Origin of the sequence: Pseudomonas saponiphila (assembly GCF_900105185.1) — a bacterium.
Classification (GTDB): domain Bacteria; phylum Pseudomonadota; class Gammaproteobacteria; order Pseudomonadales; family Pseudomonadaceae; genus Aquipseudomonas; species Aquipseudomonas saponiphila.
Genome location: NZ_FNTJ01000001.1, coordinates 355,242 through 378,662, shown reverse-complemented (window position 1 = coordinate 378,662; position 23,421 = coordinate 355,242). Strand labels below are relative to the sequence as shown.

The following is a 23,421-nucleotide window of genomic DNA, read 5'->3' as shown; positions in this document are numbered from 1 at the left end:
GGTAACCATATGAAGACATTAAACCACCGAATAAATCCAAAAACCATAAATCAGTCAGGCTATGCCGCAATCGAAATGATTGTAGTACTAATATTAGTAATATCAGCGCTGGGTTTTGGAGCGCAGGCAATGTTCGATCATGCAGACAATATGGCGGCACAGTCAGCAGCCGATCACCAGAAAATTATTTCCGACGCGGCAACAGCCTATATCAAGGACAACTACGCAGCAGTGGTTTCAGCTGCAGGGCCAACTACACCGGCGAGGATTACTACCACGATGTTGAAAAACACCGGGTACCTGCAGGCGAGCGTCGCTGACTTTAACAGCTTCGGCCAGGCCTACTCGGTACTAGCGCTCGAGCCGACGCAGAACAAGCTGCAGACGCTGATTATCACCACCGGAGGTGAAACCATTTCAGAGATCATCATTCGCCGGATAGCAAAGCAGGTGGGCGCTCGCGGCGGCTACGTCTCGAACGTCGACACCTCTCAGGTGGAGGGTTCGTTTGGAGGATGGGGCGTGCCGCTGGCGTCCTATGGCGTTTCTCCAGGGGCGGGTCACTTGGCGACCGCTCTGTTTTTCGACGACGGTGCCCTTACCAACGACTACCTGTATCGAAACTCGGTCGCGGGCCACCCCGAGGTGAACCGCATGAACACTTCGATCGACATGGGAGGCAACAACCTCAACAACACCGGCACGGTGAATGGCGCTGCAGCAAACATCACCGGGAACGCGACCGTCGATGGAACGATCAAGGGGCAAACTGCTGACATCACCGGCGAAACCTATACCGGAGGGTGGTTCCGCACTCGTGGCGATAGTGGCTGGTACAACGAGAAATGGGTCGGCGGATGGTATATGAGCGACCCAACTTGGATTCGTTCTTATGCGGACAAGGGTATCTATACCGGTGGAGAGATCCGCGGAGGGAAACTAACGTCCGAAGGACGAACTGAAGTTGGAGAATTCTTGCTGCTAGACGGGGTAGCAGTTGAAGGGACCGGATGCTCACCAAACGGACTTCTTGGGCGTAGTTCTGTAGGCGCTTCATTGTCCTGCCAATACGGCGTATGGCGTTCTAGTGGAGGAGGTAAAGTTCTGACTGGTTTTATAACTCATGGACAACAAATCCCCCTTCCTAACGGAAGTATGCCAGCGAGTTGTACATGGTCAGCTGCAGATGCTGCCAACCCACATCCCGCTCCTCGCCCTGACTATGCAGGTGGAAACTATGCGTACGCTGACTCTAATAGAGTCGTAACCTGCGGCTTTTATGACAAAGGCGCTTTTATTCCTGGTGGCGTCTGCAGTTTCGTAATCGCGTGTAACTAGTTAACTGTGCGGCACAGCCCCAGCAGCATCAGCAGCCCAATAACGGCGCATGTGACCTAAAAATCAAAGAGCCACATGTGACCTAAAAAATATAGGTCGTTAGTGACCTAAAGATAAAACACATTCACGCAGCTGCGTGAATGTGGGCACCGGTCGCCGGAACGGCGATTCGCGTAGCGAAAGGTGCCCTTTCAGCCAGCCAGCTCAAACGACTTAGGTCACTGGAAAAGCGCTATGAAGACCCAGGAAGAGATTTTCGAGATCGTAAAAACAGCCCGCCAACGCGTAAAGGAGCTGCCACCCAAAAAACTAACTCAGTCAACCGATCATGGTTACGTGTGCGAATACAACCGCATGGTTGGCAAGGAAGGGGTTAATCCAGAAAAATTATGGTCAGCGATCTGTGCGACTCAAAGTAAGTCCACATATCGGAGACGAGTGGCTGCAACAATTCACTGTTGTCGCACTCAGCTTCAGGAGACGTTGCGAGGACAAGACGCCGCCCAGCGTACAGGTGATATGAACGCAGTCAGGCACCACGCAGCGGTGTTAGAAGAGGTAGTTGGGATTCTCAATATTATAGATGGACACAAAGGACTGTGCCCTCTGGAAAATACAGTAAGACGAAAATCAAAACGATCCGATCTCAAATACTTACCTAGTAATTGGCGGGATCAACTACACATTCAACTTGAAGGTAGCAAGTATGAACTCGCGTACCTGGTACAAGCAGTGTCCGGATGCCGGCCAGGTGAACTTGAGAAAGGAGTCAAAGTGATTTGCTCCAAAGAGAACGATCTGTTGACTATCCGCATCGACAACGGAGTCAAGGTCACGGATCAGAAAGGTCAGCCCTGGCGCGAGATCACCTATCGAGCCGATCAAAACCCACTAGTTAGGGCTCTATTTGATACCTGCAAAAACGTGGTGTCGGGCACAGAAAGGACCGAGACAGTTGTATACGTCGAGAAAACTACCAACTGGCGTGCAGCGCTGTCGTCGGCCGGGCAAAAGCTTTGGTCAAAATTGAGATTCAGGGTATGCCCGTACCACCTCCGAAATACTGCTGCTAGCGACTGGAAGCGGGCCGGGCTGCATGAGGAAGAGATCTCCGCCGCACTAGGCCACTGCGTAAACAAAACGTCCAGCAACTATGGTCAGCTCCAAATCGGGCAAGGGAGCGGCGGGTTATGTCCCTCCAACATAAAGGCTGCACGCACAGTCCTACAAACACGAAGCCCCACTCCGGGGCGAATACACACGCACAATCATAACGCTTGGTAGAACATAGATGCTTATGCCTCGAGGCAGTCAGCAAGGAAGCAAATACTTCCCACTGGTATCCGCCTCAAGGGAGCGCATATAACTGAGAAGCGCCTCGACTACAGACTCTAAGGGGTTTTCCGCCGTTCGACCGAAAGCGATGCTCACAGAAGTATCGACGTCCGGTCGAGCACGAACCTTTGCCGAGACCAATTGGAACTCCGAGCTTCCCAGGATCAGATATAGGGCTTCTTCTAGACAGATCAGTCGAGCCCATAGAGCATCGATCACTGGCATGCCCTCAACCTTGGAAAGCGCCACGTAAGCCCGCTTGTCGCCACTCAGGAGCTCTGTATCCTCGTGACCATAGAGTGCAGCGAATAGAGTTGCCTCACCGCTATCAATATCAGGTCGATTGAGCTGGAGCAGCGGGTTCGCAGATTCAGCCACAACCTCTACTTCAGAGGCTGACGCCACGAGCTGTCGCGCAAGGTCAACCGCCTCAAAAGAACCGAGTTTGGCGAGAGCCTTATCGTCCTTGGTCAGCTTCAGCTGAAACTTCAGCTGCGGGAGCACCGCAAAATCACCCAAACTACAGCCCAACGCGCCGGCCAACTCATGGAGAAGGTTGTATTGGCATATTTTTTTTGCGACATCGCTATCGAGCAAATACAAGACTGAGCTACCTCGCAAATCCTTGCATGGAAAGAAGATGCTCGGCACTCTCTTCGGAGATCGCTGACAGATCAGTATTCCTTAAGAATCGATCCCGCAGTAACTCGATCGCTCCGACCTCTTGCGGAACGAACCTCAATGCCTGATTAGCCCAAATCCAGTCATCATGCTCTTTGGCATAAGACAGGATAAGGTGCCCCTGATCTACAGCATTCTCCCGACTAGCCCTAAGCGCGGCAGCAGCCAAAGTGGTAGCCGATGTCTGGCGAGGTATCCGTCGAACAATGTCCATTTGCCCGCGCCGTATGAGGCTGAGGGCGAAAGTATCTGCTTCCCGTTCCTGCTCATCCCTTCGGACCTGCACACGGCCTTCAAGCCCTTCAATCACATCAGCGATGTCTTCATCAATCAAAGCACCGTTGTCCTGGACGTGCCCACACAATATGTGGGCAAGCTCATGGGCCAAAACGAACAATTGCTTAGATTGATGTGTGTGGTTGAACCCCAGAAGGATTGCTGGCCGGCCATCGACAATGACGGCCATACCGGTCATGCGTTTTGTGTTCCTGGGCATCTCTTTGAGAAATAGAACCGGAATTCCATTCATCCAACAGAGATCCAATAACCCCTGAAAATCAACGCATGCCCGACCAGTGGAGTGGCGCACTAGCTCATAAATTTCAAGGGGATTAGCAGGTAACTCATGATAGGGCGCTCGACTAGCAAAGACAGCCAGACGAGCCAAAGCGATGCCGAGGCCTGCAGCGACATTGAGCTCGTCGACACGAGTATCTGCCCTGTGTTTGAAATTGGCACGCGCGGCACGCGGCTCGATCGCCAGATCACCGTCTTGCCCAAAGCTCACGTCTAGGCCCAACCGCTGCTTAAGGATCAGAGCAAATTGGAACGCCCCCGCACTGGTTTTCAACAAGCTGTTGTCCCACCAGTCAGGAAGGAGCTTCGTGACATACGTACGCGGATAACCTGCAGCCTGAAGGCTCTCGAAAGCAGATTTAACGGTTATAGGAGTCTTTGCGTCATGCATATGCAACCTCCTCTAACGCTCTTCCAGTTCTCATGTTCTCATGCCCGCTCGACTGTGCGCAAAAAGCAGCTCAGCTAGCCGACGAGCGTGCTCCTCAGATCCGTCCCAAACGGAGGCGAGAGCATTCATCAAAATCTCGCTGGAACGGGGGTCAGACACATCACGGGCCACATCAATATTTGCATATTCGCATAACCTGAGGTGAGTCTTAGTGAACCGCCTGGGAGCTGCGAAAAGGTTTCGGTAGATCTGTGACTGATTTACCCCTGTATCCCTTGCAATGGCTGAGCTAGTGAGCAATCCCCTTGCAGCAAAATGCTCCAATAGCTCGGCAACAATTTGAGACAAAGGCTTTGGCTGATTCATGCAAATATATTAGCATATTTGCATAGAACTCTCTACCAGCTAAGCTTATCCGTCAGGTCGGAAAGTCACGCAAAAAATCTCCATTTGCGGCATCATTGGCGCCTATTTGAGATTTCTCCATGCGCGAAACTGATATCAAAATTGCCTTAACACATCACCTAGCAGCTGGTATGCCTAACGTTTCGTCTCACTTCCTAGAGGAGGTTGAGCTGAATGGCGGAGAAATCCGTGCGGATCTGGTGCAGGTTTTAGACATGCACTGCTATGAGATCAAAAGTGCAGCGGACTCTCTAACACGCCTTGTTGGCCAGGGCTCACGCTATGCTCGCGCATTCGACCAGGTAACGCTTGTCACTGCGGAATGCCACCTCAAGAAAGCAATGCCAATGCTGCCTCCTTGGTGGGGTGTTATGGTCGTGCCAGACAAGGCCGGCAAAACCTTCAAGCAGGTACGAAAGGCCAAACCTAACAAAAGACATGAACCCGATGTGTTGGTCACCCTACTGAAGCGTGAAGAGGCCCTGCAGATACTCGATGAGCTTGGGGTCACCCGCGGCTTCAAGAGCAAGAGCCTCTACGTTATTCAAGCCAAGGTCGCTGAGATGCTTCCTTTGGAGGACCTTAAAGCGAAAGTCCGTCTACGGCTGATAGAGCGAGCCAGAAGCGCTATCAGTACTGCTCCTTGAGCACGTATGCGATGTGGTGACTCCACCCTTCGGTGATGTGATAGTGCCCACAACGCTTCTTCTTCACTGGAAAATTGGGATCAGCTCGCTCAGCCAAGATCTCGTCCCCGAATGAATATCCAGCACCTTTGAAATCCTGTGGATAGGTGCTCACCAAGATTTCGGAAATCGCAATGGAGTCATTGGTGGTTTTTCCATCCGCTCGTAGGATCAACCAATCGTCGCCTCGGGTGTAGCGGATCGCGATACGATTGCTACGAAGCTCAAGGATGTCCTCCGTCCAGCCTGGAGAAAGGGTTCCATAGTCGCCAAACCCGACTTTCAAGTCCGGCACACTAGCGTTTACGTCGCTCCAAAACGCCCAATCCGAACGCTTGAATGTAGCCGAACCGGTTTTGACAGATGCCAAACTAGCAGGGTATGCGCCCGAAACGACATGCACCGACTTATAACCAATGGCGCTAAGCGACCGTAGATCTTGACTGAAACTGGCGATCTGGACTGGCAACCACTCCTTCGGACTGACCCCTAGGTCGACAATCAATGCCGAGTCGATCCCTGCAGACTTCAGATAGGTGTAAGCCCCTTGCACCAATTGCAGCTTATCGTTGGGAACGGCAAGGGCACCCAAACGCAGCCGGATGACTACTGAAGGAAGTGAGGTAGCCAATTTCATAAATTTGGCGCCCATGCTCGCAACATACGCAGGTCCTAAGACCGGCGAGGCTGGAATTTTTTGCTGAACCGCATGCTGCATAAAATCTAAAAGCTCATTCTGGCGGACATGGGTCAATTGCCCGCTAGGATTTGCATAATCTACCAAGACGTCATGAGGCCATACGGCCTGGAGCTTTCCAAGAAGGTTCAGATGCTGCTTGGAAGTACGCACCTCAATGCATGGCTGCATGCGGTGTACGTGTGCTGCTTCGACCTTTTCGAGAGCACGCTGCTCCCACGACTGCCACTTGATGATGGGAACGTAACGCGGATGCTGCGGAAACTTAGCCATGGCCCCTCCTTGGCTCAAAAATTAGACTATAGCACTCTGCCACCACTCAGTTCGCAATACCACTTCTGTCTAATACAGGAAGAGGGAACGGTGGAAGAGCTGGTGAGGCATGGATGCCGAGCCAGGCCCCGGGCGGCTTTTTGCCCGGGGCCTGGACACCAGCGCCGGCAGGGACGCCGGATCGACGGTACAAAACAAGCCACTCGCCCAGGTACACTAGCGGTACAGTACGAAGGTCCTCATCTGTAACCTACCGTTCGCTAACGTACTGATTGCCCTGTACTTTCGCGTACTGTACCGTTTCCTCGTGTACCCCAATGAAACCTAGCGCAACGGTGTCATTGGCGAACTCATAATCCTTTGGTCCACGGTTCAAGTCCGTGTGGGCCCACCATCTTCAAAGCCGCGCCATGTCGCGGCTTTTTTGTGCCCGCAGGCTTTGCCTGGCAACCGAATGGGCCCCGCCTCGCGCAATCTTTTTCAGCCCTCAAAGTCGGAACACCTGGCACGCGTCCATGAAAAAGCCGCGCATTGCGCGGCTCTTTCAGGCTGTCGGAACCCTGCGTCTACTTGGGCAACGCGTAGGCGATCACGTAGTCGCCACGATCCGGCGACTGCCGCGCGCCGCCTGCGGTAAGCAGGATGTACTGGCGCCCGGTCTTGGGCGAGACATAGGTCATCGGGCCCGACTGGCTACCCACTGGCAGGCGCGCTTTCCAGATTTCATTACCGTTGCCGGTATCGAAGGCCCGCAGGTAGAAGTCCTGGGTGCCGGCGAAGAACAGCAGGCCGGATTGGGTCGCCAGGGACGCGCCCAGAGTCGGCATGCCAATCGGGATCGGCAGGTGCATGCGAATCCCCAGCGGGCCGGTGTCCTGCACGGTGCCCACCGGCACCTGCCACATCAGTTTGCGGGTCTTCAGGTCGATGGCCGACATGGTGCCGAACGGCGGCTTCTGGCAGGGAATGCCCACCGCCGAGAGGAAGCGCTGGCGCATCGCGCCGAACGGCGTGCCGTCCTGGGGCACCACGCCCATTTCGATGCCGCTGGCACCAGCGCCAATCTGATCGCGGGGGATCATGTAGTTGGCCAGGCCCAGGCGCATGTCGTTGACGAACATGTAGTGGCTGGTCGGATCCACCGACACGCTGCCCCAGTTCATGCCACCCAGGGAGCCGGGGAACTGCAGTGCGTGATCCAGGCCAGGCGGGGTGTACACGCCCTCATGGCGCATGCCCTTGAACTGGATGCGGCACAGCAGTTGGTCGAACGGGGTCGCGCCCCACATGTCGGACTCGGTCAACGTCTGGTTGCCGATCGATGGCATCTCCACCGAGAACGGCTGGGTCGGCGAATAACGCTCACCCGGGACATTGCCCTGGGGCACTGGACGCTCTTCGACCCGGGCAATCGGCTGGCCGGTCTCGCGATTGAGCAGGAAGATCTCGCCCTGCTTGGTGACCTGGGCCAACGCCGGTTGCACGCCGCCCTTGTCGTCCGGAATGTCATACAGCAGCGGCTGTGCCGGCAGGTCGAAATCCCAGAGGTCGTGGTGGGTGGTCTGGAAGTGCCAGCGCACCTGACCGGTCTTCACGTCAAGGGCGACGACCGAGGAGCTCCACTTGTCATCGAACTCGCTGCGCTGACCGCCGAAGAAATCCGGCGTGGCGTTGCCGGTGGGCAGGTACACCAGGCCCAGCTTGGCGTCATAGGACATCGCCGACCAGACGTTCGGGGTGCCACGGGTATAGGTTTCACCCGCCGGCGGACGCTTGGTGGTGGCCGGGTTGCCCGGGTCCCAGGCCCACATCAGCTCGCCGCTGCGCACATCGAAGGCACGTACCACGCCCGGCGGTTCGCCCGTGGAGAAGTTATCCGCCACCCGGCCGCCGACGATCACGACCGTGCCCGCCACCAGGGGCGTCGAAGTCTGCTGGTAGTAGCCCGGCTTGATCTCGCCCATGTCGGTTTTCAGATCGACCGTGCCCTGGTGGCCGAAGTCTGCACAGGGCTTGCCGGTTTCAGCATCGAGCGCAATCAGGCGCGCATCGCCGGTCGGCAGGAACAGGCGCTTGGTGCAAGCCGCAGGAGCAGCGGCAGGCGCCGAGGACGTGGCTGCGGCGGCCGAGGCGTCGAAATACCCCAAGCCACGGCAGCGCTGCCAGTTGGGCGCATAGCCTTGCGGGTCGAACTTCCAGCGCTCGGCGCCGGTGTCGGCGTCCAGGGCGAACACCTTGCCGTAGGCGGTGCAGGTGTAGACGGTATCGCCGATCTGCAGCGGGGTGTTCTGGTCTTCGGCACCAGCGCCATTGCTTTCGGGCAGGTCGCCGGTGCGGAAGGTCCAGGCCACTTGCAGTTGGCCGATATTGCCCTTGTTGATCTGATCCAGGGCGGCAAAGCGGTTGCCCGCTGTGGTGTTGCCCCAGTGGGCCCAGTCTTTCTGTTCAGTACCCGGTGCCACTGGCTGGATCGCCGGCACCTTGTCCGCCTTGACCATGTGGGTCGGCACGAACATGTAGGCCAGGGTCGCTACTACGCCAACGCCCAGCAGCCCCGCCAGCCCATGGGCCGCACGGCCGGGGCGGGCACCGGAGGCACGCATCAGGCTCGGATAGACCAGCGCCACCACCAGGCCGATCACGGCAAAGGCCAGCACCCGCGAAACCAGCGGCCAGTATTCCAGGCCTGCGTCCCAGACCGCCCAGATCGCGGTCAGCACCAGGGCCACGCCGTACAACCTGGCACCACGAGGATTCCCCCGGGCGATCAACACGCCGGACACCAGCATCGCCAGGCCCATCAACAGGAAATAGGCGCTGCCTCCCAGGCTCAGGAGATAGCCACCTGCGGATTTCGGAGCACCGTGACCGGCCGTTTCGGTTGATCGTGACCGGTCATTTCGCTAACGCGTGACCGCTCATTTCGGTAGCAACGTGACCGATTTTCCGCCTGTTCCGAAACAGGTGGTCACGGCTTACCGAAATCGCCGGTCACGACTTAGCGAAAGCCTTCCCCTTCGTTGCGCATGACCTGATGCGCCGCCATCCTCGACCGATTTCGGGAGAGGAAGATGGCGGCGCCGCGAGTAGCCATGCGAAACATCAAAGAATGTCTGCGCCTCAAGTTTGAGGCCGGCTTGTCCCACGAGAAGATTGCCCGTGCCTTGCAGCTGTCCAAGGGCGTGGTTAGCAAGTACATCGCGGCGGCGCGGGTGGCCGGGCTGGACTGGCCGGCGCTGGTGGCCATGGACGAGGCCGCGCTGGCGGCCGCCTTGTTTGCACCGACGTCGACGAACAAGCCGCGCGGTGAGCGAGTGCTGCCCGATGTGCTGAGCATCCACCGCGAGTTGCGACGCAAGGGCGTGACCTTGCAGCTGCTGTGGGAGGAATATCTCGCCGCGCATGCGGGCCAGCCGACCTACCGCTACACCCAGTTCGTCGAGCACTACCGGCGCTACGCCCAGACGCTCAAACGTTCGATGCGTCAGCTGCACCGTGCGGGCGAGAAGCTATTCATCGACTATGCCGGGCCGACGCTGCCGGTGGTCGACCCGGCCACCGGCGAAGTGCGCCGGGCGCACATCTTCGTCGCCGCCCTGGGCGCCTCGAATTACACCTATGCCTGCGCGACGCCAGGCGAAACCCAGGTGGACTGGCTGACCTCGCTGGGCCAGGCTCTGACCTACTTTGGCGGCGTGCCGGAAATGGTTGTGCCGGACAATCCGCGCGCCCTGGTCGCCCAGCCGGATCGCTACGAGCCGGGCCTGAACCGGGCCACGCTGGAGTGCGCGCGTCATTACCAGACGGTGATCCTGCCGGCACGGCCACGCAAGCCTCAGGACAAGGCCAAGGCCGAGGTGGCGGTGCAGGTGGTCGAGCGCTGGATCATGGCGCGGCTGCGCCATCGGCAGTTCTTCAGCCTGCATGCGCTTAACCAGGCCATCGCCGAGCTGCTGGAGGATCTGAATCGGCGCCCGTTCAAGCGGCTCGATGGCTGCCGGCGCGACTGGTTCGAGCGCCTGGATCGCCCGGCCTTGCGAGCGCTGCCGGTGCATCCCTACGAGGTCGCCACCTTCAAGCGCTGCAAGGTCAGCATCGACTACCACATCGAGGTCAATGGCAGCTTCTACAGCGTGCCCTCCGCCCTGGCCCGGCAGAACGTGGACGTGCGACTGACGGCACACACCCTGGAAGTGCTGCATGGCAACCGGCGGGTGGCCAGCCACCTGCTGCTGGGGCGACGCGGCGCTTACAGTACCCAGCGCGAGCACATGCCCGCGGCGCACCAGGCGCATCGCGAATGGACGCCACAACGCCTGCTCGACTGGGGCGCGCGGATCGGCCCCTACACGCGCCAACTGATCGATCACCAACTGACCCACAAGCCGCACCCGGAGATGGGCTACCGCGCCTGCCTCGGCCTGCTCTCGCTGGCCCGGCGCTATGGCAATGCACGCCTGGAAGCCGCTGCCGAACGTGCCGTACACCTGCGCGCCTTCACCGGGCGCAGCGTGCGCAACCTGCTCCAGCAAGGCCTGGATCAACAGCCGCTGCCCCAGCGTGCCGCCGAAACGACCTTACCCGGCGACCACGAGAACGTCCGTGGCGCCGACTACTACCAACCCCCGCAACAGGAGCTGTTCGATGATGCCGCAACACACCCTGAATCAACTGCACCAGCTACGCCTGGACGGCATGGCCCGCGCCCTGGAAGAGCAATGGACGCTGCCGGCCAGCCACAGCCTGAGCTTCGATGAACGCCTCGGCCTACTGCTCGACCGCGAACTGGCCTGGCGTGACAACCAGCGCCTGGTACGGCTGCGCAAGAAGGCCAAGCTCAAGTACGCCAACGCCTGCCTGGAAGATCTCGACCGCCGCACCGGACGCGCCCTGGACGAGCGTCTGATCGCCACCCTGGCCAGTGGCGACTGGATCCGCCAGCAGCACAACCTGCTGCTGACCGGCCCGACCGGTGCCGGCAAAACCTGGCTGGCCTGCGCCCTGGGCAACCAGGCCTGCCGCCAGGGCTATAGCACCCTGTACCTGCGCACCCCGCGCCTGCTGGAACAACTGCGCATCGCTCATGGCGACGGCAGCTTCGGCCGTACCCTGCAACAGCTGGCAAAGGTCGACGTCCTGGTGCTGGACGACTGGGCGCTAGCCCCGCTGGAGGAAGGAGCCCGGCATGACCTGCTGGAGGTGATCGACGACCGCGCTGGCAGCCGCTCCACCATCCTGACGAGCCAACTGCCCATCGAGCACTGGCACGGCTGGATCAACGACCCGACCCTGGCCGATGCCATCCTCGACCGCCTGGTGCACAACGCCTACCGACTGACGATGAAAGGCGAGTCGCTGCGCCGAAAAAAAGCCGAGGAACAAGCCGCATCGTGACCGATGCGATTACAATCCAGAACCCGCGCAACCGGGGTGGAAGCACCGGTCACGTATTAGCGAAACGCTCGGTCACGTTCACCGAAATCCGCAGCCACCGCCTCCCGCCAGGCCCAGCCCGATCAGGGCAATCAGCATGCCCAGCCCCGCCAGGAGCCATCGGCTGCCGGTGGCAGCCCCCGTGTTTTTCATGTCAAACCTCTGCCATCCGTAAACCAGGTCGCGAGAATGTACTAACTGGTTACTTATGACAACTTGTCGCAGGCTATTTGTTTCAAAAAAAGTCCCGATGGCGAAAGCTCAGTCCCAGGCCAGAACAGACAATCGGCAGCAGCAGCCAGGGTTTGCCCGAGGCTGTAACATGCTCGCTCCCTCGATAGCCGTGCTGGAGCCCCCCTTGTCCGATAGCCGCCCGCCCGTTCTTGATGAAGTCGATCGCCAGCTGATCGCCGCCCTGCAGATCAATGCCCGCGAAAGCGTGGCCATGCTCGCCCGGCAGCTGGGTATTGCCCGCACCACCGTGACTTCGCGCCTGGCGCGCCTGGAAAAGACCCGGGTCATCACCGGCTACGGCGTGCGCCTGGGCCAGAGAGTGGTCGACGGCGGCTTGCAGGCGTATGTGGGGATCAAGGTCCAGCCGCGCTCCGGCAAGGAAGTGCTGCGGCGCCTGAGCGGCATGGCCCAGGTCCAGCAACTGTGCGCGGTGAGCGGTGAGTTCGATTACGTGGCCTGGCTGCGCACCGACTCGCCGGAACAGCTGGACCAATTGCTGGACCAGATCGGCAGCGTCGACGGCGTGGAAAAGACCACCACCTCGATCATCCTCAGCAGCAAGATCGATCGCGGGCATGCGCTCTGAAGCATCGCAGCCGACAGCGCTTCATCGTCAATCTGAATCATATGTTCGTCAGATTGATAAATAACAATGCATAACGACAACAGTTTGCGTCTTATTTACGTGTTTCCCCCTCTCTAGAATGGCTGCCATCTTTTCCTATACTCAGCACTCTGCTGAGCCGCCCGCCAAGGTCAGCCATGAACAAGAACAATCGCCATCCTGCAGACGGTAAAAAGCCGATCACCATCTTCGGCCCGGATTTTCCTTTCGCCTTCGACGACTGGATCGAGCATCCAGCCGGCCTCGGCAGCATTCCCGAAGCCCAGCACGGCACCGAAGTGGCCATCGTCGGCGCGGGTATCGCCGGCCTGGTCGCCGCTTACGAACTGATGAAGCTGGGCCTCAAGCCGGTGGTCTATGAAGCGTCGAAAATGGGTGGCCGCCTGCGCTCCCAGGCCTTCGAAGGCGCCGAAGGGATCATCGCCGAGCTGGGTGGCATGCGCTTTCCGGTGTCGTCCACGGCCTTCTATCACTACGTCGACAAGCTCGGCCTTGAGACCAAGCCTTTCCCCAACCCGCTGACCCCGGCGTCGGGCAGCACGGTCATCGATCTTGAAGGCCAGACCCACTACGCACAGAAACTCGCCGACCTGCCGGCCTTGTTCCAGGAAGTCGCCGACGCCTGGGCCGACGCCCTCGAGGACGGCTCGCGCTTCAGCGAGATCCAGCAAGCCATTCGTGATCGCGACGTGCCGCGCCTCAAGGAGTTGTGGAACACCCTGGTGCCACTGTGGGACGACCGCACCTTCTACGACTTCGTCGCCACCTCCAAGGCCTTTGCCAAACTGTCGTTCCACCATCGCGAGGTGTTCGGCCAGGTGGGTTTCGGTACTGGCGGCTGGGACTCGGACTTCCCCAACTCGATGCTGGAAATCTTCCGCGTGGTGATGACCAACTGCGACGATCACCAGCACCTGGTGGTCGGCGGCGTCGAACAGGTGCCCCTGGGCATCTGGCGCCACGTGCCGGAGCGTTGCGCCCACTGGCCGGCCGGCACCAGCCTCAGCTCGCTGCACCATGGCGCGCCACGCACCGGGGTCAAGCGCATTGCCCGGGCCGCCGACGGCCGCTTCAGCGTCACCGACAACTGGGGCGACACCCGGGAATACGCGGCGGTGCTGACCACTTGCCAGAGCTGGTTGCTGACCACCCAGATCGAATGCGAGGAATCGCTGTTCTCGCAGAAGATGTGGATGGCCCTGGACCGCACCCGCTACATGCAGTCGTCGAAGACCTTCGTCATGGTCGACCGGCCATTCTGGAAGGACAAGGACCCGGAAACCGGCCGCGACCTGATGAGCATGACCCTCACCGACCGCCTGACCCGTGGCACCTACCTGTTCGACAACGGCGACGACAAACCGGGGGTGATCTGCCTTTCGTACTCGTGGATGAGCGACGCCCTGAAGATGCTCCCGCAACCGGTGGAAAAACGCGTGAAGCTGGCCCTGGACGCGTTGAAGAAGATCTACCCCAAGGTGGATATCGCCAGCCGCATCATCGGCGATCCGATCACCGTGTCCTGGGAAGCCGATCCGCACTTCCTCGGTGCCTTTAAGGGCGCGCTGCCGGGCCATTACCGCTACAACCAGCGCATGTATGCACACTTCATGCAGGACGACATGCCGGCCGAGCAGCGCGGCATCTTCATCGCCGGCGACGATGTATCGTGGACTCCGGCCTGGGTCGAGGGCGCGGTACAGACCTCGCTCAACGCCGTGTGGGGGATCATGAAGCACTTCGGTGGCGCCACCCATCCCGAGAACCCGGGTCCGGGGGACGTGTTCCATGAGATCGGGCCGATTGCCCTGGCCGATTGAGTAACGGGGCACGGCACGCGGCAAGCTCCTGACGGGGCTTATCGCCGCCTGCGCCAGCCGCTACAGTGGCCGGCCAGCCAGTCAGAGGAGTGAAGACCATGCATGTCGCCTTGTACCAGTGCCCGCCCGTGCCACTGGATGTGGCCGGTAACCTGCAACGCCTGCACAAGGTGGCCATGGAGGCCACGGATGCCGACTTGCTGGTGCTGCCGGAGATGTTTCTCAGCGGCTACAACATCGGCGCCGAAGCGGTCGGTGCCCTGGCCGAAGCCCAGGACGGTCCCTCGGCCCAACGCATCGCCACCATCGCCCAAGCGGCGGGTACGGCGATTCTCTACGGCTACCCGGAGCGCAGCAGCGACGGCCAGATCTACAATGCCGTGCAGTTGATCGACGCCCAGGGCCGCCGCCTGTGCAACTACCGCAAGACTCATCTGTTCGGTGATCTGGATCACTCGATGTTCAGCGCCGGTGCAGATGACTTCCCCCTGGTGGAGCTCAATGGCTGGAAACTCGGCTTCCTGATCTGCTACGACATCGAATTTCCGGAGAACGCCCGACGCCTGGCCCTGGCCGGTGCCGAGCTGATCCTGGTGCCGACGGCAAACATGATTCCCTACGACTTCGTCGCCGATGTGACGATTCGCGCCCGGGCCTTCGAAAACCAGTGCTACGTGGCCTACGCCAACTACTGTGGCCGGGAAGAGCAGATCCGCTATTGCGGCCAAAGCTCGATTGCCGCTCCCGACGGCAGCCGGATCGCCCTGGCCGGGCTGGACGAGGCCCTGATCATCGGCACCCTGGACCGCCCGCTGATGAACCAATCCCGTGCACTGAATCGCTACCTTGCCGATCGTCGCCCCGAGCTGTACGACGACCTGAGCAAGCGCTGATCCGCCCATATCCGCTAGCATGGGCGCTTCTCTGTCCTGGAAGTGCTCATGCCCGCGCTGAACCACCCCCTGCCCCACTTGCAAACCCTGGCCAACGGCCTGCGGGTGTCCCTGCGTCATGCCCCACACCTGAAACGTTGCGCCGCCGCACTGCGGGTCTGCGCCGGCAGCCACGATGCACCACCGGCCTGGCCGGGGCTGGCGCACTTCCTGGAGCACCTGCTGTTTCTCGGCACCGAGCGCTTTCCCGTTGAACAGGGGCTGATGGCCCATGTGCGAAACCAGGGCGGACAGCTCAATGCCAAGACCTGTGAACGCGCGACTGAATTCTTCTTCGAACTGCCGCCCAGTGCCCTTGCCGCAGGCTTGGAACGCCTGTGCGACATGCTCGCCCACCCGCGCCTGGACCTTGACGACCAGCGCCGGGAACGGGAGGTGCTGCACGCGGAATTTATCGCCTGGTCCCGGGATCAGGCGGCGCAGCGTCAGTTCGCGCTGTTCGACGGTCTGTCTGGCGCTCATCCGCTACGGGCCTTCCATGCCGGCAACCGTTACAGCCTGAACCTGGCCAGCCGCGGCTTTCAGCAAGGGCTACAGCAGTTTCATCGGGAGTATTACCAGGCCGGGCAAATGACCCTGAGCCTGGTCGGCCCCCAGCCTCTGGAAGAACTTCGCGCCCTGGCCGAACGCTACGGCGCGACGCTGGCCCGAGGCCAGCATCTTGATCAGCGCCGACCTCCCGCGCTGTTGCCCTGCGGCACCCGCAGTTATCAACAGCTAGAGGCACAACGCCTGGACCTGCTGTTCGCCTTCGAACAACTGCCCGAAGGCGCAGCACCCGCCCTGGACTTTCTCTGTACCTGGCTGCAGTCGGCCAAGCCGGGAGGGCTGCTTGCCGGGCTCCAGCAGCGCCAGCTGGCCCAGAGCCTGAAGGCACAGACGCTGTATGAATTTGCCGGGCAGGCCTTGCTGCACCTGCAGGTGAACCTCAGTACCCGGGCCGCGACAGCCGCGGCCCAGGTCAGCGAGCTGGTCGGAGACTGGCTGGGATTCTTCAGGGCCCAGGGCGATTGGCCTGAGCTGCGGGAGGAATATGCCTTGCTGCGACAACGCCCGTTGCAGGTCGCCAGTGCTCTGGCACTGGCCCAGCGGGACAGCCGACAGACCGTCGATGAGCTGAATGAACAAGGAATCGCGGCGCTCAAGGCGGTGCTCGCGCAGTTGCAGCCCCAGGTTGTGGATAACTTCAGCAGCGAATGGCACCTGCCAGCGGCCAACCCTTTCCTGCGTAGCCCTGCCGAGGCGCCGCGGGCGGGACTGATTCGCGGCCAGACCAGCGCACACCGCGGGCTGCGCACCTTCGCCCAGGATCGCTCGCGAAGCCGCCGAGAAACGTCGGCACTGCACCTGAGCCAGGCCCTGCCCACGGACGGTCATGACGGGGCCCTGATTCTGCGTTGGCGCCTGGCCTCGCCTGCTCCGGCCGGCTTGCACGAGCGGCTGCTGCACAGCCTCGCGCCCTTGCGCAGCGACGCCGCCCAGGCCGGTGTGCAATTGAGCTTTGCCAGCGCTGGCGAAGACTGGATGCTGACACTCAGCGGCCTGCAGCAACCCCTGCCAGCGGTGCTGCAACAAGCCTTGAAACAACTGACCCAGCCCGCCGACTCGTTCTGGCAGGAGAACCCAGCCCCCCTGGACGAAGCACCGCTGATGCCAATCCGCCAACTGCTCAGGGCCTTCAGCGAGCAGCCACAAGCCGTCGGCTCGCGTTCCGCGCAAGTGTCGGACTTGCAAGCACTGTGGGCCGACGCCCACTGGGATGGCCTGGCCCTGGGCTTGCCCGCAGGCATTCAAGAGGCCCTTGGTCGGGTGCTGCAACGGATGCCGGGCACAGCGGATGTCGGGCTCTGCCAGCCGCCGGCAGCCGAGGCGAGCCGCCGCTGGCAGAGCCTGCCCGGGGATGCCGGGGAACAGGCGCTGTTGCTGTTCTGCCCGACGCCCGGCCCGAACCTGGCCGATGAAGCGGCCTGGCGCCTGCTCGGCCAGCTGTGCCAGACACCGTTCTATCAACGCCTGCGGGTGGAGTTGCAGTTGGGCTATGCGGTGTTCAGCGCCGTGCGCCAGCGCAACGGCCAGACCGGCCTACTGTTCGGCGTGCAATCGCCCAGCGCAACGCTCAGCGAAATCCTTCAACACGTGGAGCAATTTCTCCAGCAATTGCCGGAATATCTGCGCACGCTCGACGAGGCATTCTGGAACCAGCAGCGACAGGCTCTGGCCCAGCAGTTCCAAGCCTCGCTGCTCCCCCTGGAACAGGCTGCGCAATGGCTCTGGCAGGCGAAACTGGCCGGCCATCCGTCGGATTACCTGACGCAACTGCACGCCAGCATCCTGGCGCTTACGCCCGACGCCGTGATTCAGGCCGCCAGGGTCCTGCAGGCGGCCGGCGGCTGGACACTACTGGCCAACGGGCCTTGCCCTGGAGCCCCCTGGCAAGAAGCACAATGATCATTACCGGCGCTGCAATGAGCCTTCTTCAGATTTGCAGGCAACCTTTTGCGGGAATTTAGTAAGATAGCCCGCCTAAGCATCTGAACATCTCCAGCCGGAGGTGGACTAAATGTATAGGCAATACCCGTACCCCCACCTCAAAGGAGCATTTTTATGACTTGGTCCAAACCTGCTTACACCGACCTGCGTATCGGCTTCGAAGTCACCATGTACTTCGCCAGCCGCTGATTTCTGCTTCTGGCCAAAACACGCAGCGCAACGCCTCGGCCCGTCCGGGGCGTTTTTATTTTCAGTCGCCCACCTTGTTCACGTCGTCACCCCGGGAGTGTCCATGTTTGTCCAGATTCTAGGTTCCGCCGCCGGCGGTGGTTTTCCGCAGTGGAACTGCAACTGCGTGAACTGCGCAGGGTTTCGCGACGGCAGCCTGCGGGCTCAGGCCCGCACCCAATCGTCCATCGCGATTTCCGATGACGGGGTGAACTGGGTACTGTGCAACGCCTCGCCGGACATCCGCGCCCAACTGCAAAGCTTCGCCCCCATGCAGCCGGGCCGGGCCCTGCGCGATAGCGGCATCGGCGCCATCATCCTGATGGACAGCCAGATCGACCACACCACCGGCCTGCTCAGCCTGCGCGAAGGCTGCCCGCATCAGGTCTGGTGCACCGACATGGTCCACGAAGACCTGAGCACCGGCTTCCCGCTGTTCAAGATGCTCAGCCACTGGAACGGCGGCCTGAACTGGAACCGCATCGAGCTGGACCAGAGCTTCAGCATCCCCGCCTGCCCCAACCTGCGCTTCACGCCGCTGCCCCTGCGCAGCGCGGCGCCGCCCTATTCTCCGCACCGTTTCGACCCGCACCCGGGGGACAACATCGGCCTGATCGTCGAAGACCTGCGCAGCGGCGGCAAACTCTTCTATGCTCCGGGCCTGGGCAAGGTCGACGCACCACTGCTGGAGATCATGGCCGCCAGCGACGTGCTGCTGGTAGACGGCACCCTGTGGGAAGACGATGAAATGCAACGCCGTGGCGTTGGCACCCGCACCGGCCAGGAAATGGGCCACCTGGCGCAGAACGGTCCCGGCGGCATGCTTGAGGTGCTGGAGCAACTGCCCCGCCAGCGCAAGGTGCTGATCCACATCAACAACACCAACCCGATCCTCGACGAAGACTCCGCCGAACGTGCCGAACTGGTACGTCGAAAGGTGGAAGTGGCCTACGACGGAATGAGTATTGAGCTGTAGGCCATATCGCCTCCAAGCTCGCTTTGCGTAGGAGCGGGCTTGCCCGCGAAAGGACAGCCCCCCGGAGAACACAGATGACCGACACCCCCCTGTCCCCTGCCGAGTTCGAGCAGGCACTGCGCGCCAAGGGCGCCTATTACCATATCCATCACCCCTATCACGTGGCGATGTATGAAGGCCGGGCAAGCCGCGAGCAGATCCAGGGCTGGGTCGCCAACCGCTTCTACTACCAGGTGAACATCCCCATGAAGGATGCGGCGATCCTCGCCAACTGCCCGGACCGCGAAGTACGCCGCGAATGGATCCAGCGCCTGCTGGACCACGACGGCGCACCCGGCGAAGACGGCGGCATCGAGGCCTGGCTGCGCCTGGGCCAGGCCGTGGGCCTGGACCCGGACCAACTGCGTTCCCAGGAACTGGTACTGCCCGGCGTGCGCTTCGCCGTGGACGCCTACGTCAACTTCGCCCGCCGCGCCAGCTGGCAGGAAGCCGCCAGCAGTTCGCTGACCGAACTGTTCGCCCCGCAGATCCACCAGTCGCGCCTGGACAGCTGGCCCCAGCATTACCCGTGGATCGACCCGATCGGCTACGAATACTTCCGCACCCGCCTGGGCCAGGCCCGGCGCGATGTGGAACACGGCCTGGCCATCACCCTGCAGCACTACACCACTCGGGCGGCACAGGAACGCATGCTGGAAATTCTCCAGTTCAAACTGGACATCCTTTGGAGCATGCTCGACGCCATGAGCATGGCCTATGAACTGAACCGCCCGCCTTATCACAGCGTTACCGATCAGCGGGTCTGGCATAAAGGGATCCCTCTATGAGTTTCGACCGCAGCAAGACCCCACGCTGGCGCCCCGGCTACCGCTTCCAGTACGAACCGGCGCAAAAGGGCCACGTGCTGCTGTACCCGGAAGGCATGATCAAGCTCAACGACAGTGCGGCACTGATTGGCGGGCTGATTGATGGCGAGCGGAACGTGGCGGCGATCATCAGCGAACTGGAAGTACAGTTCCCGGGGGTGGCCGAGCTCGGTGACGATATCGAGCAGTTCATGGAGGTCGCCCGTGCCCAGCACTGGATCGAACTCGGCTGAAGTCGCCGTGCCCGACAAACCGCCAGTTGGCCTGCCACTCTGGTTGCTGGCCGAGCTGACTTACCGCTGCCCGCTGCAATGCCCCTACTGCTCCAATCCCCTGGATTTCGCCGAGCAGGGCCAGGAGCTGAGCACCGAACAATGGATCAAGGTGTTTCGCGAAGCGCGGGAGATGGGCGCCGCGCAGCTGGGCTTTTCCGGCGGAGAGCCGTTGGTGCGCCAGGACCTCGCCGAACTGATCGGCGAGGCGCGCAAGCTGGGCTTCTACACCAACCTGATCACCTCCGGCATCGGCCTCACCGAACAGAAGATCAGCGACTTCAAGAAAGCCGGCCTGGACCATATCCAGATCAGCTTCCAAGCCAGCGACGAGCAGGTGAACAACCTGCTGGCCGGCTCGAAGAAAGCCTTCGCGCAGAAGCTGGAGATGGCCCGCGCGGTCAAGGCCCATGGCTATCCGATGGTGCTGAATTTCGTCACCCATCGGCACAATATCGACAGAATCGACCGCATCATCGAGCTGTGCATCGCCCTGGAAGCCGACTTCGTCGAGCTTGCCACCTGCCAGTTCTACGGCTGGGCCCAGCTCAACCGCGTCGGCCTGCTGCCGACCCAGGAGCAACTGCTGCGCGCCGAACGCATCACCAACGAGTACCGCGCCAAGCTGGAAGCCCAGGGCCATCCCTGCAAACTGATCTTCGTCACCCCGGACTACTACGAAGAGCGCCCCAAGGCCTGCATGAACGGCTGGGGCAGCCTCTTCCTCACCGTGACCCCGGACGGCACCGCCCTGCCCTGCCACGGCGCGCGGCAGATGCCGGTGCAGTTCCCCAACGTGCGCGACCACAGCATGCAGCACATCTGGTACGACTCCTTCGGTTTCAACCGCTACCGCGGCTACGACTGGATGCCCGAGCCGTGCCACTCCTGCGACGAGAAGGAAAAGGACTTCGGTGGCTGCCGCTGCCAGGCCTTCATGCTCACGGGGGACGCCAGCAATGCCGACCCGGTGTGCAGCAAATCGGAACACCACGGGATGATTCTCAAGGCCCGCGAAGAATCCGAAACCGCCACCCAAACCATTGAGCAACTGGCCTTTCGCAATGAACGAAACTCGCGCCTCATCGCCAAGGGTTGAGCCCTTCAGCGCCAACCAGGCCACCGCCGCCGGAACCGATTTTGCCGAACTGCAACTGACGCCTCACGGCCTGTTCTGGAATGAATACCGTCCCGTAGACGCCAGTTGCCGGATCTGGCATTGGCAGCAAGGCCAGGCCCGTTGCCTGACCCCGGAGGGTTTCAGCGCCCGCAGCCGGGTCTACGAATATGGCGGCGGCGCCTTCTGCATCAGCGGCGAACACCTGGTGTTCGTCAACGACGCGGACCAGCAGCTTTATCGCCAGCCCCTGGCGGGCGGCGCGCCAGAAGCCCTGACCCGGGGCGACTGCCGCTACGGCGATCTGCAGGCTCACGCCGATCAGGTCCTGGCTGTGGAAGAGTGCGCCAGCGAGCATCGGCTGGTGGCCATCGACCGCCATGACGGGCGTCGGCAGTTGCTCGCCGCCGGGGCTGACTTCTATGCCGCTCCGACCTTGAGCGCCAACGGCCAGCGCCTGGCCTGGATCGAATGGGATCGCCCCCATCAGCCCTGGACCTGCACTCGCCTGATGCTCGCCGAACGCCGCGGCGACGGCACCTGGGGTGAGCCGCGCTGCGTGGCCGGAGACGGTGAGCCGGAGTCCCTGCAGCAGCCACGCTTCGACCAGGACCAGCAACTCTACTGCCTGACCGATCGCCAGGGTTTCTGGCAACCCTGGGCCGAGTCCGGCAGCGGCTTGCGGCCGCTGCCCTGTGCCGCGGCCGATCACGCTCCTGCACCCTGGCAACTGGGCTGCAGCACCTGGATGCCCCTGGGCGGTGACGCCTGGTTCGGCAGCTGGACCGAGAACGGCTTCGGTCGGCTCGGCGTGCACCACGCCGACGGTACGCAACAGGACTTCACCGGCGACTACAGTCGCTTTCGCGGCCTGGCGCAGGATCAGCGTTACCTGTATTGCATCGCCGCCTCCCCCGTCAGCCCCTCGGCGGTGATCACCATCGAGCGTGAAACCCGGCAGGTACAGGTATTGGCCGGCGGCGCGGCGCCGCTGCCGGCGGAACATATCAGTCGTCCGCAAACCCTGTGCTACCCCAGCGGTGACGGCAAGGCCCACGGTTTTTTCTACCCGGCCATGAACGGGGCCAACCGACCGCCGCTGGTGGTGTTCATCCACGGAGGCCCGACCTCCGCCTGTTACCCGATACTCGATCCGCGCATCCAGTTCTGGACCCAACGCGGCTTCGCCGTGGCCGACCTGAACTACCGGGGCAGCAGCGGCTATGGCCGGGCCTATCGCCAGGCCCTGCATCTGCGCTGGGGTGAAGTGGATGTGGAAGACGCCTGCGCGGTGGTGGCCTACCTGGACCAGCAAGGGCTGATCGATCCACAGCAGGCGTTTATCCGTGGCGGCAGCGCGGGGGGCTACACCACCCTCTGCGCCCTGGCTTTCGCCAAGGTGTTCTGTGCCGGCGCCAGCTTGTACGGCGTCAGCGATCCCATTGCCCTTACCCGTTCCACGCACAAGTTCGAGGGCGACTATCTGGACTGGCTGATCGGCGACCCGCAGCAGGACCGGCAGCGATATCTGGCCCGCACACCGCTGCTGCACGCCGGCGATATCCGTGTCCCGGTGGTGTTTTTCCAGGGCGAGCTGGACGCCGTGGTGGTGCCGCAACAAACCCGCGACATGCTCAAGGCACTCAAGGACCAGGGCATTGCCGCCGAGGCGCATTACTACCCGGATGAGCGCCACGGCTTTCGCAAGGCGGACAATCAGGCCCATGCCCTGGAGCAGGAGTGGCGGTTCTATCAGAAGGTGCTGCAGGCGCAGCCTTGAGCAAGCCCCGCCCGCTCTATCGGAACGGGCGGGTCGGCTCCTCAGCGTTTGGCGATGATGTAGACCGCGTGGACGATACCGGGGATGTAGCCACACAGGGTCAGCAGGATGTTCAGCCAGAAAGCGCCGCCAAAGCCCACTTGCAGAAAAACCCCCAGGGGCGGCAAGAGAATGGCGAAGATGATGCGGATCAAGTCCATAGGGCAGCTCCTGTTGGAAATCGGCTCGGTTGAGCCTTGCCTGCA

19 protein-coding genes and 1 pseudogene are annotated in these 23,421 nt (G+C 61.2%); 15 read left to right on the top strand and 5 right to left on the bottom strand.

From position 1 onward, the window contains the following. Window positions 1-9 precede the first annotated feature (9 nt). Together pilV and BLV47_RS35225 are read left to right on the top strand one after the other, a co-directional pair. Window positions 10-1,338 carry a shufflon system plasmid conjugative transfer pilus tip adhesin PilV gene (gene pilV, locus BLV47_RS01760; protein ID WP_244168834.1) on the top strand — a complete coding sequence of 443 codons (1,329 nt, stop codon included), beginning with the start codon at window positions 10-12 and terminating at the stop codon, window positions 1,336-1,338. 234 nt (window positions 1,339-1,572) lie between these two features. Continuing rightward, the gene (locus tag BLV47_RS35225) at window positions 1,573-2,622 is read left to right on the top strand and encodes a hypothetical protein (RefSeq protein WP_143038230.1); all 1,050 of its coding nucleotides are present in this window, start codon (window positions 1,573-1,575) and stop codon (window positions 2,620-2,622) included. Window positions 2,623-2,649: 27 nt separating this feature from the next. Here BLV47_RS35225 and BLV47_RS01750 read toward each other — a convergent pair whose 3' ends face one another. Next, entirely contained in the window at window positions 2,650-3,276 is a 627-nt protein-coding gene (locus BLV47_RS01750; protein WP_092309250.1) for a hypothetical protein, read from the bottom strand. Between the two features lie 7 nt (window positions 3,277-3,283). Continuing rightward, a complete protein-coding gene (locus tag BLV47_RS01745) occupies window positions 3,284-4,321 on the bottom strand; it encodes an ImmA/IrrE family metallo-endopeptidase (protein ID WP_092309247.1) in 1,038 nt (345 codons plus the stop codon). Window positions 4,322-4,806: 485 nt separating this feature from the next. On the opposite strand from BLV47_RS01745, the gene BLV47_RS01740 reads away from it, so the two are divergent. Further along, window positions 4,807-5,373: a sce7726 family protein gene (locus tag BLV47_RS01740; protein WP_092309244.1), complete on the top strand. Its 567-nt coding sequence runs from the start codon at window positions 4,807-4,809 to the stop codon at window positions 5,371-5,373. On the opposite strand, the gene BLV47_RS01735 is transcribed toward BLV47_RS01740, so the two are convergent. Together BLV47_RS01735 and BLV47_RS01730 are read right to left on the bottom strand one after the other, a co-directional pair. Beyond that, window positions 5,357-6,382: a beta family protein gene (locus BLV47_RS01735; RefSeq protein ID WP_092309241.1), complete on the bottom strand. Its 1,026-nt coding sequence runs from the start codon at window positions 6,380-6,382 to the stop codon at window positions 5,357-5,359. The two genes, BLV47_RS01740 and BLV47_RS01735, sit on opposite strands and share 17 nt — an antisense overlap. A gap of 566 nt (window positions 6,383-6,948) precedes the next feature. Further along, window positions 6,949-9,228 (bottom strand): annotated as a pseudogene (locus BLV47_RS01730) (glucose/quinate/shikimate family membrane-bound PQQ-dependent dehydrogenase); the annotation flags it as partial. A 225-nt stretch (window positions 9,229-9,453) separates the two neighbouring features. On the opposite strand from BLV47_RS01730, the gene istA reads away from it, so the two are divergent. The 12 genes from istA to BLV47_RS01670 all read left to right on the top strand — a co-directional run bounded on the left by istA (window position 9,454) and on the right by BLV47_RS01670 (window position 23,176). Next, entirely contained in the window at window positions 9,454-11,139 is a 1,686-nt protein-coding gene (gene istA, locus BLV47_RS01725; RefSeq protein ID WP_062838241.1) for an IS21 family transposase, read from the top strand. Beyond that, complete coding sequence (istB, locus tag BLV47_RS01720; protein WP_062838242.1) at window positions 11,027-11,776, top strand: IS21-like element IS1474 family helper ATPase IstB; 750 nt, start codon at window positions 11,027-11,029, stop codon at window positions 11,774-11,776. The genes istA and istB overlap by 113 nt, the downstream gene beginning before the upstream one ends. A 397-nt stretch (window positions 11,777-12,173) precedes the next feature. Then, window positions 12,174-12,635 carry an Lrp/AsnC family transcriptional regulator gene (locus tag BLV47_RS01715; RefSeq protein WP_011063845.1) on the top strand — a complete coding sequence of 154 codons (462 nt, stop codon included), beginning with the start codon at window positions 12,174-12,176 and terminating at the stop codon, window positions 12,633-12,635. 176 nt (window positions 12,636-12,811) lie between these two features. Next, window positions 12,812-14,494, top strand: coding sequence for a flavin monoamine oxidase family protein (locus BLV47_RS01710; RefSeq protein WP_047306368.1), 1,683 nt, complete (start codon window positions 12,812-12,814; stop codon window positions 14,492-14,494). A gap of 98 nt (window positions 14,495-14,592) precedes the next feature. Next, window positions 14,593-15,387: a carbon-nitrogen hydrolase family protein gene (locus tag BLV47_RS01705; RefSeq protein ID WP_092309238.1), complete on the top strand. Its 795-nt coding sequence runs from the start codon at window positions 14,593-14,595 to the stop codon at window positions 15,385-15,387. 48 nt (window positions 15,388-15,435) lie between these two features. Continuing rightward, a complete protein-coding gene (pqqF, locus tag BLV47_RS01700; protein ID WP_092309236.1) occupies window positions 15,436-17,895 on the top strand; it encodes a pyrroloquinoline quinone biosynthesis protein PqqF in 2,460 nt (819 codons plus the stop codon). Window positions 17,896-18,051: 156 nt separating this feature from the next. Continuing rightward, a complete protein-coding gene (gene pqqA / locus BLV47_RS01695; RefSeq protein WP_003194766.1) occupies window positions 18,052-18,126 on the top strand; it encodes a pyrroloquinoline quinone precursor peptide PqqA in 75 nt (24 codons plus the stop codon). Between the two features lie 103 nt (window positions 18,127-18,229). Beyond that, complete coding sequence (pqqB, locus tag BLV47_RS01690) at window positions 18,230-19,141, top strand: pyrroloquinoline quinone biosynthesis protein PqqB (protein ID WP_092309233.1); 912 nt, start codon at window positions 18,230-18,232, stop codon at window positions 19,139-19,141. A 74-nt stretch (window positions 19,142-19,215) separates the two neighbouring features. After that, a complete protein-coding gene (gene pqqC, locus BLV47_RS01685; RefSeq protein ID WP_092309230.1) occupies window positions 19,216-19,968 on the top strand; it encodes a pyrroloquinoline-quinone synthase PqqC in 753 nt (250 codons plus the stop codon). Continuing rightward, a complete protein-coding gene (gene pqqD / locus BLV47_RS01680; RefSeq protein ID WP_092309227.1) occupies window positions 19,965-20,240 on the top strand; it encodes a pyrroloquinoline quinone biosynthesis peptide chaperone PqqD in 276 nt (91 codons plus the stop codon). The genes pqqC and pqqD overlap by 4 nt, the downstream gene beginning before the upstream one ends. Further along, window positions 20,212-21,378: a pyrroloquinoline quinone biosynthesis protein PqqE gene (gene pqqE, locus BLV47_RS01675; protein WP_092309224.1), complete on the top strand. Its 1,167-nt coding sequence runs from the start codon at window positions 20,212-20,214 to the stop codon at window positions 21,376-21,378. Before pqqD ends, pqqE begins: the two co-directional genes overlap by 29 nt. Then, window positions 21,344-23,176 carry a S9 family peptidase gene (locus BLV47_RS01670; RefSeq protein WP_092309221.1) on the top strand — a complete coding sequence of 611 codons (1,833 nt, stop codon included), beginning with the start codon at window positions 21,344-21,346 and terminating at the stop codon, window positions 23,174-23,176. The genes pqqE and BLV47_RS01670 overlap by 35 nt, the downstream gene beginning before the upstream one ends. A gap of 41 nt (window positions 23,177-23,217) precedes the next feature. Here BLV47_RS01670 and BLV47_RS01665 read toward each other — a convergent pair whose 3' ends face one another. Further along, a complete protein-coding gene (locus BLV47_RS01665) occupies window positions 23,218-23,376 on the bottom strand; it encodes a YqaE/Pmp3 family membrane protein (protein WP_011063854.1) in 159 nt (52 codons plus the stop codon). Window positions 23,377-23,421: the final 45 nt, after the last annotated feature.

What these genes read in the sequence shown, in the direction of transcription:
- pqqD (WP_092309227.1), top strand. Translation starts at nt 19,965, where the DNA reads ATGAGTTTCGACCGCAGCAAGACCCCACGCTGGCGCCCCGGCTACCGC.
- pilV (WP_244168834.1), top strand. Translation starts at nt 10, where the DNA reads ATGAAGACATTAAACCACCGAATAAATCCAAAAACCATAAATCAGTCA.
- BLV47_RS01735 (WP_092309241.1), bottom strand. Translation starts at nt 6,382, where the DNA reads ATGGCTAAGTTTCCGCAGCATCCGCGTTACGTTCCCATCATCAAGTGG.
- BLV47_RS35225 (WP_143038230.1), top strand. Translation starts at nt 1,573, where the DNA reads ATGAAGACCCAGGAAGAGATTTTCGAGATCGTAAAAACAGCCCGCCAA.
- pqqB (WP_092309233.1), top strand. Translation starts at nt 18,230, where the DNA reads ATGTTTGTCCAGATTCTAGGTTCCGCCGCCGGCGGTGGTTTTCCGCAG.
- pqqF (WP_092309236.1), top strand. Translation starts at nt 15,436, where the DNA reads ATGCCCGCGCTGAACCACCCCCTGCCCCACTTGCAAACCCTGGCCAAC.
- BLV47_RS01740 (WP_092309244.1), top strand. Translation starts at nt 4,807, where the DNA reads ATGCGCGAAACTGATATCAAAATTGCCTTAACACATCACCTAGCAGCT.
- BLV47_RS01705 (WP_092309238.1), top strand. Translation starts at nt 14,593, where the DNA reads ATGCATGTCGCCTTGTACCAGTGCCCGCCCGTGCCACTGGATGTGGCC.
- istB (WP_062838242.1), top strand. Translation starts at nt 11,027, where the DNA reads ATGATGCCGCAACACACCCTGAATCAACTGCACCAGCTACGCCTGGAC.
- BLV47_RS01665 (WP_011063854.1), bottom strand. Translation starts at nt 23,376, where the DNA reads ATGGACTTGATCCGCATCATCTTCGCCATTCTCTTGCCGCCCCTGGGG.
- BLV47_RS01670 (WP_092309221.1), top strand. Translation starts at nt 21,344, where the DNA reads ATGAACGAAACTCGCGCCTCATCGCCAAGGGTTGAGCCCTTCAGCGCC.
- BLV47_RS01710 (WP_047306368.1), top strand. Translation starts at nt 12,812, where the DNA reads ATGAACAAGAACAATCGCCATCCTGCAGACGGTAAAAAGCCGATCACC.
- istA (WP_062838241.1), top strand. Translation starts at nt 9,454, where the DNA reads ATGGCGGCGCCGCGAGTAGCCATGCGAAACATCAAAGAATGTCTGCGC.
- pqqC (WP_092309230.1), top strand. Translation starts at nt 19,216, where the DNA reads ATGACCGACACCCCCCTGTCCCCTGCCGAGTTCGAGCAGGCACTGCGC.
- BLV47_RS01745 (WP_092309247.1), bottom strand. Translation starts at nt 4,321, where the DNA reads ATGCATGACGCAAAGACTCCTATAACCGTTAAATCTGCTTTCGAGAGC.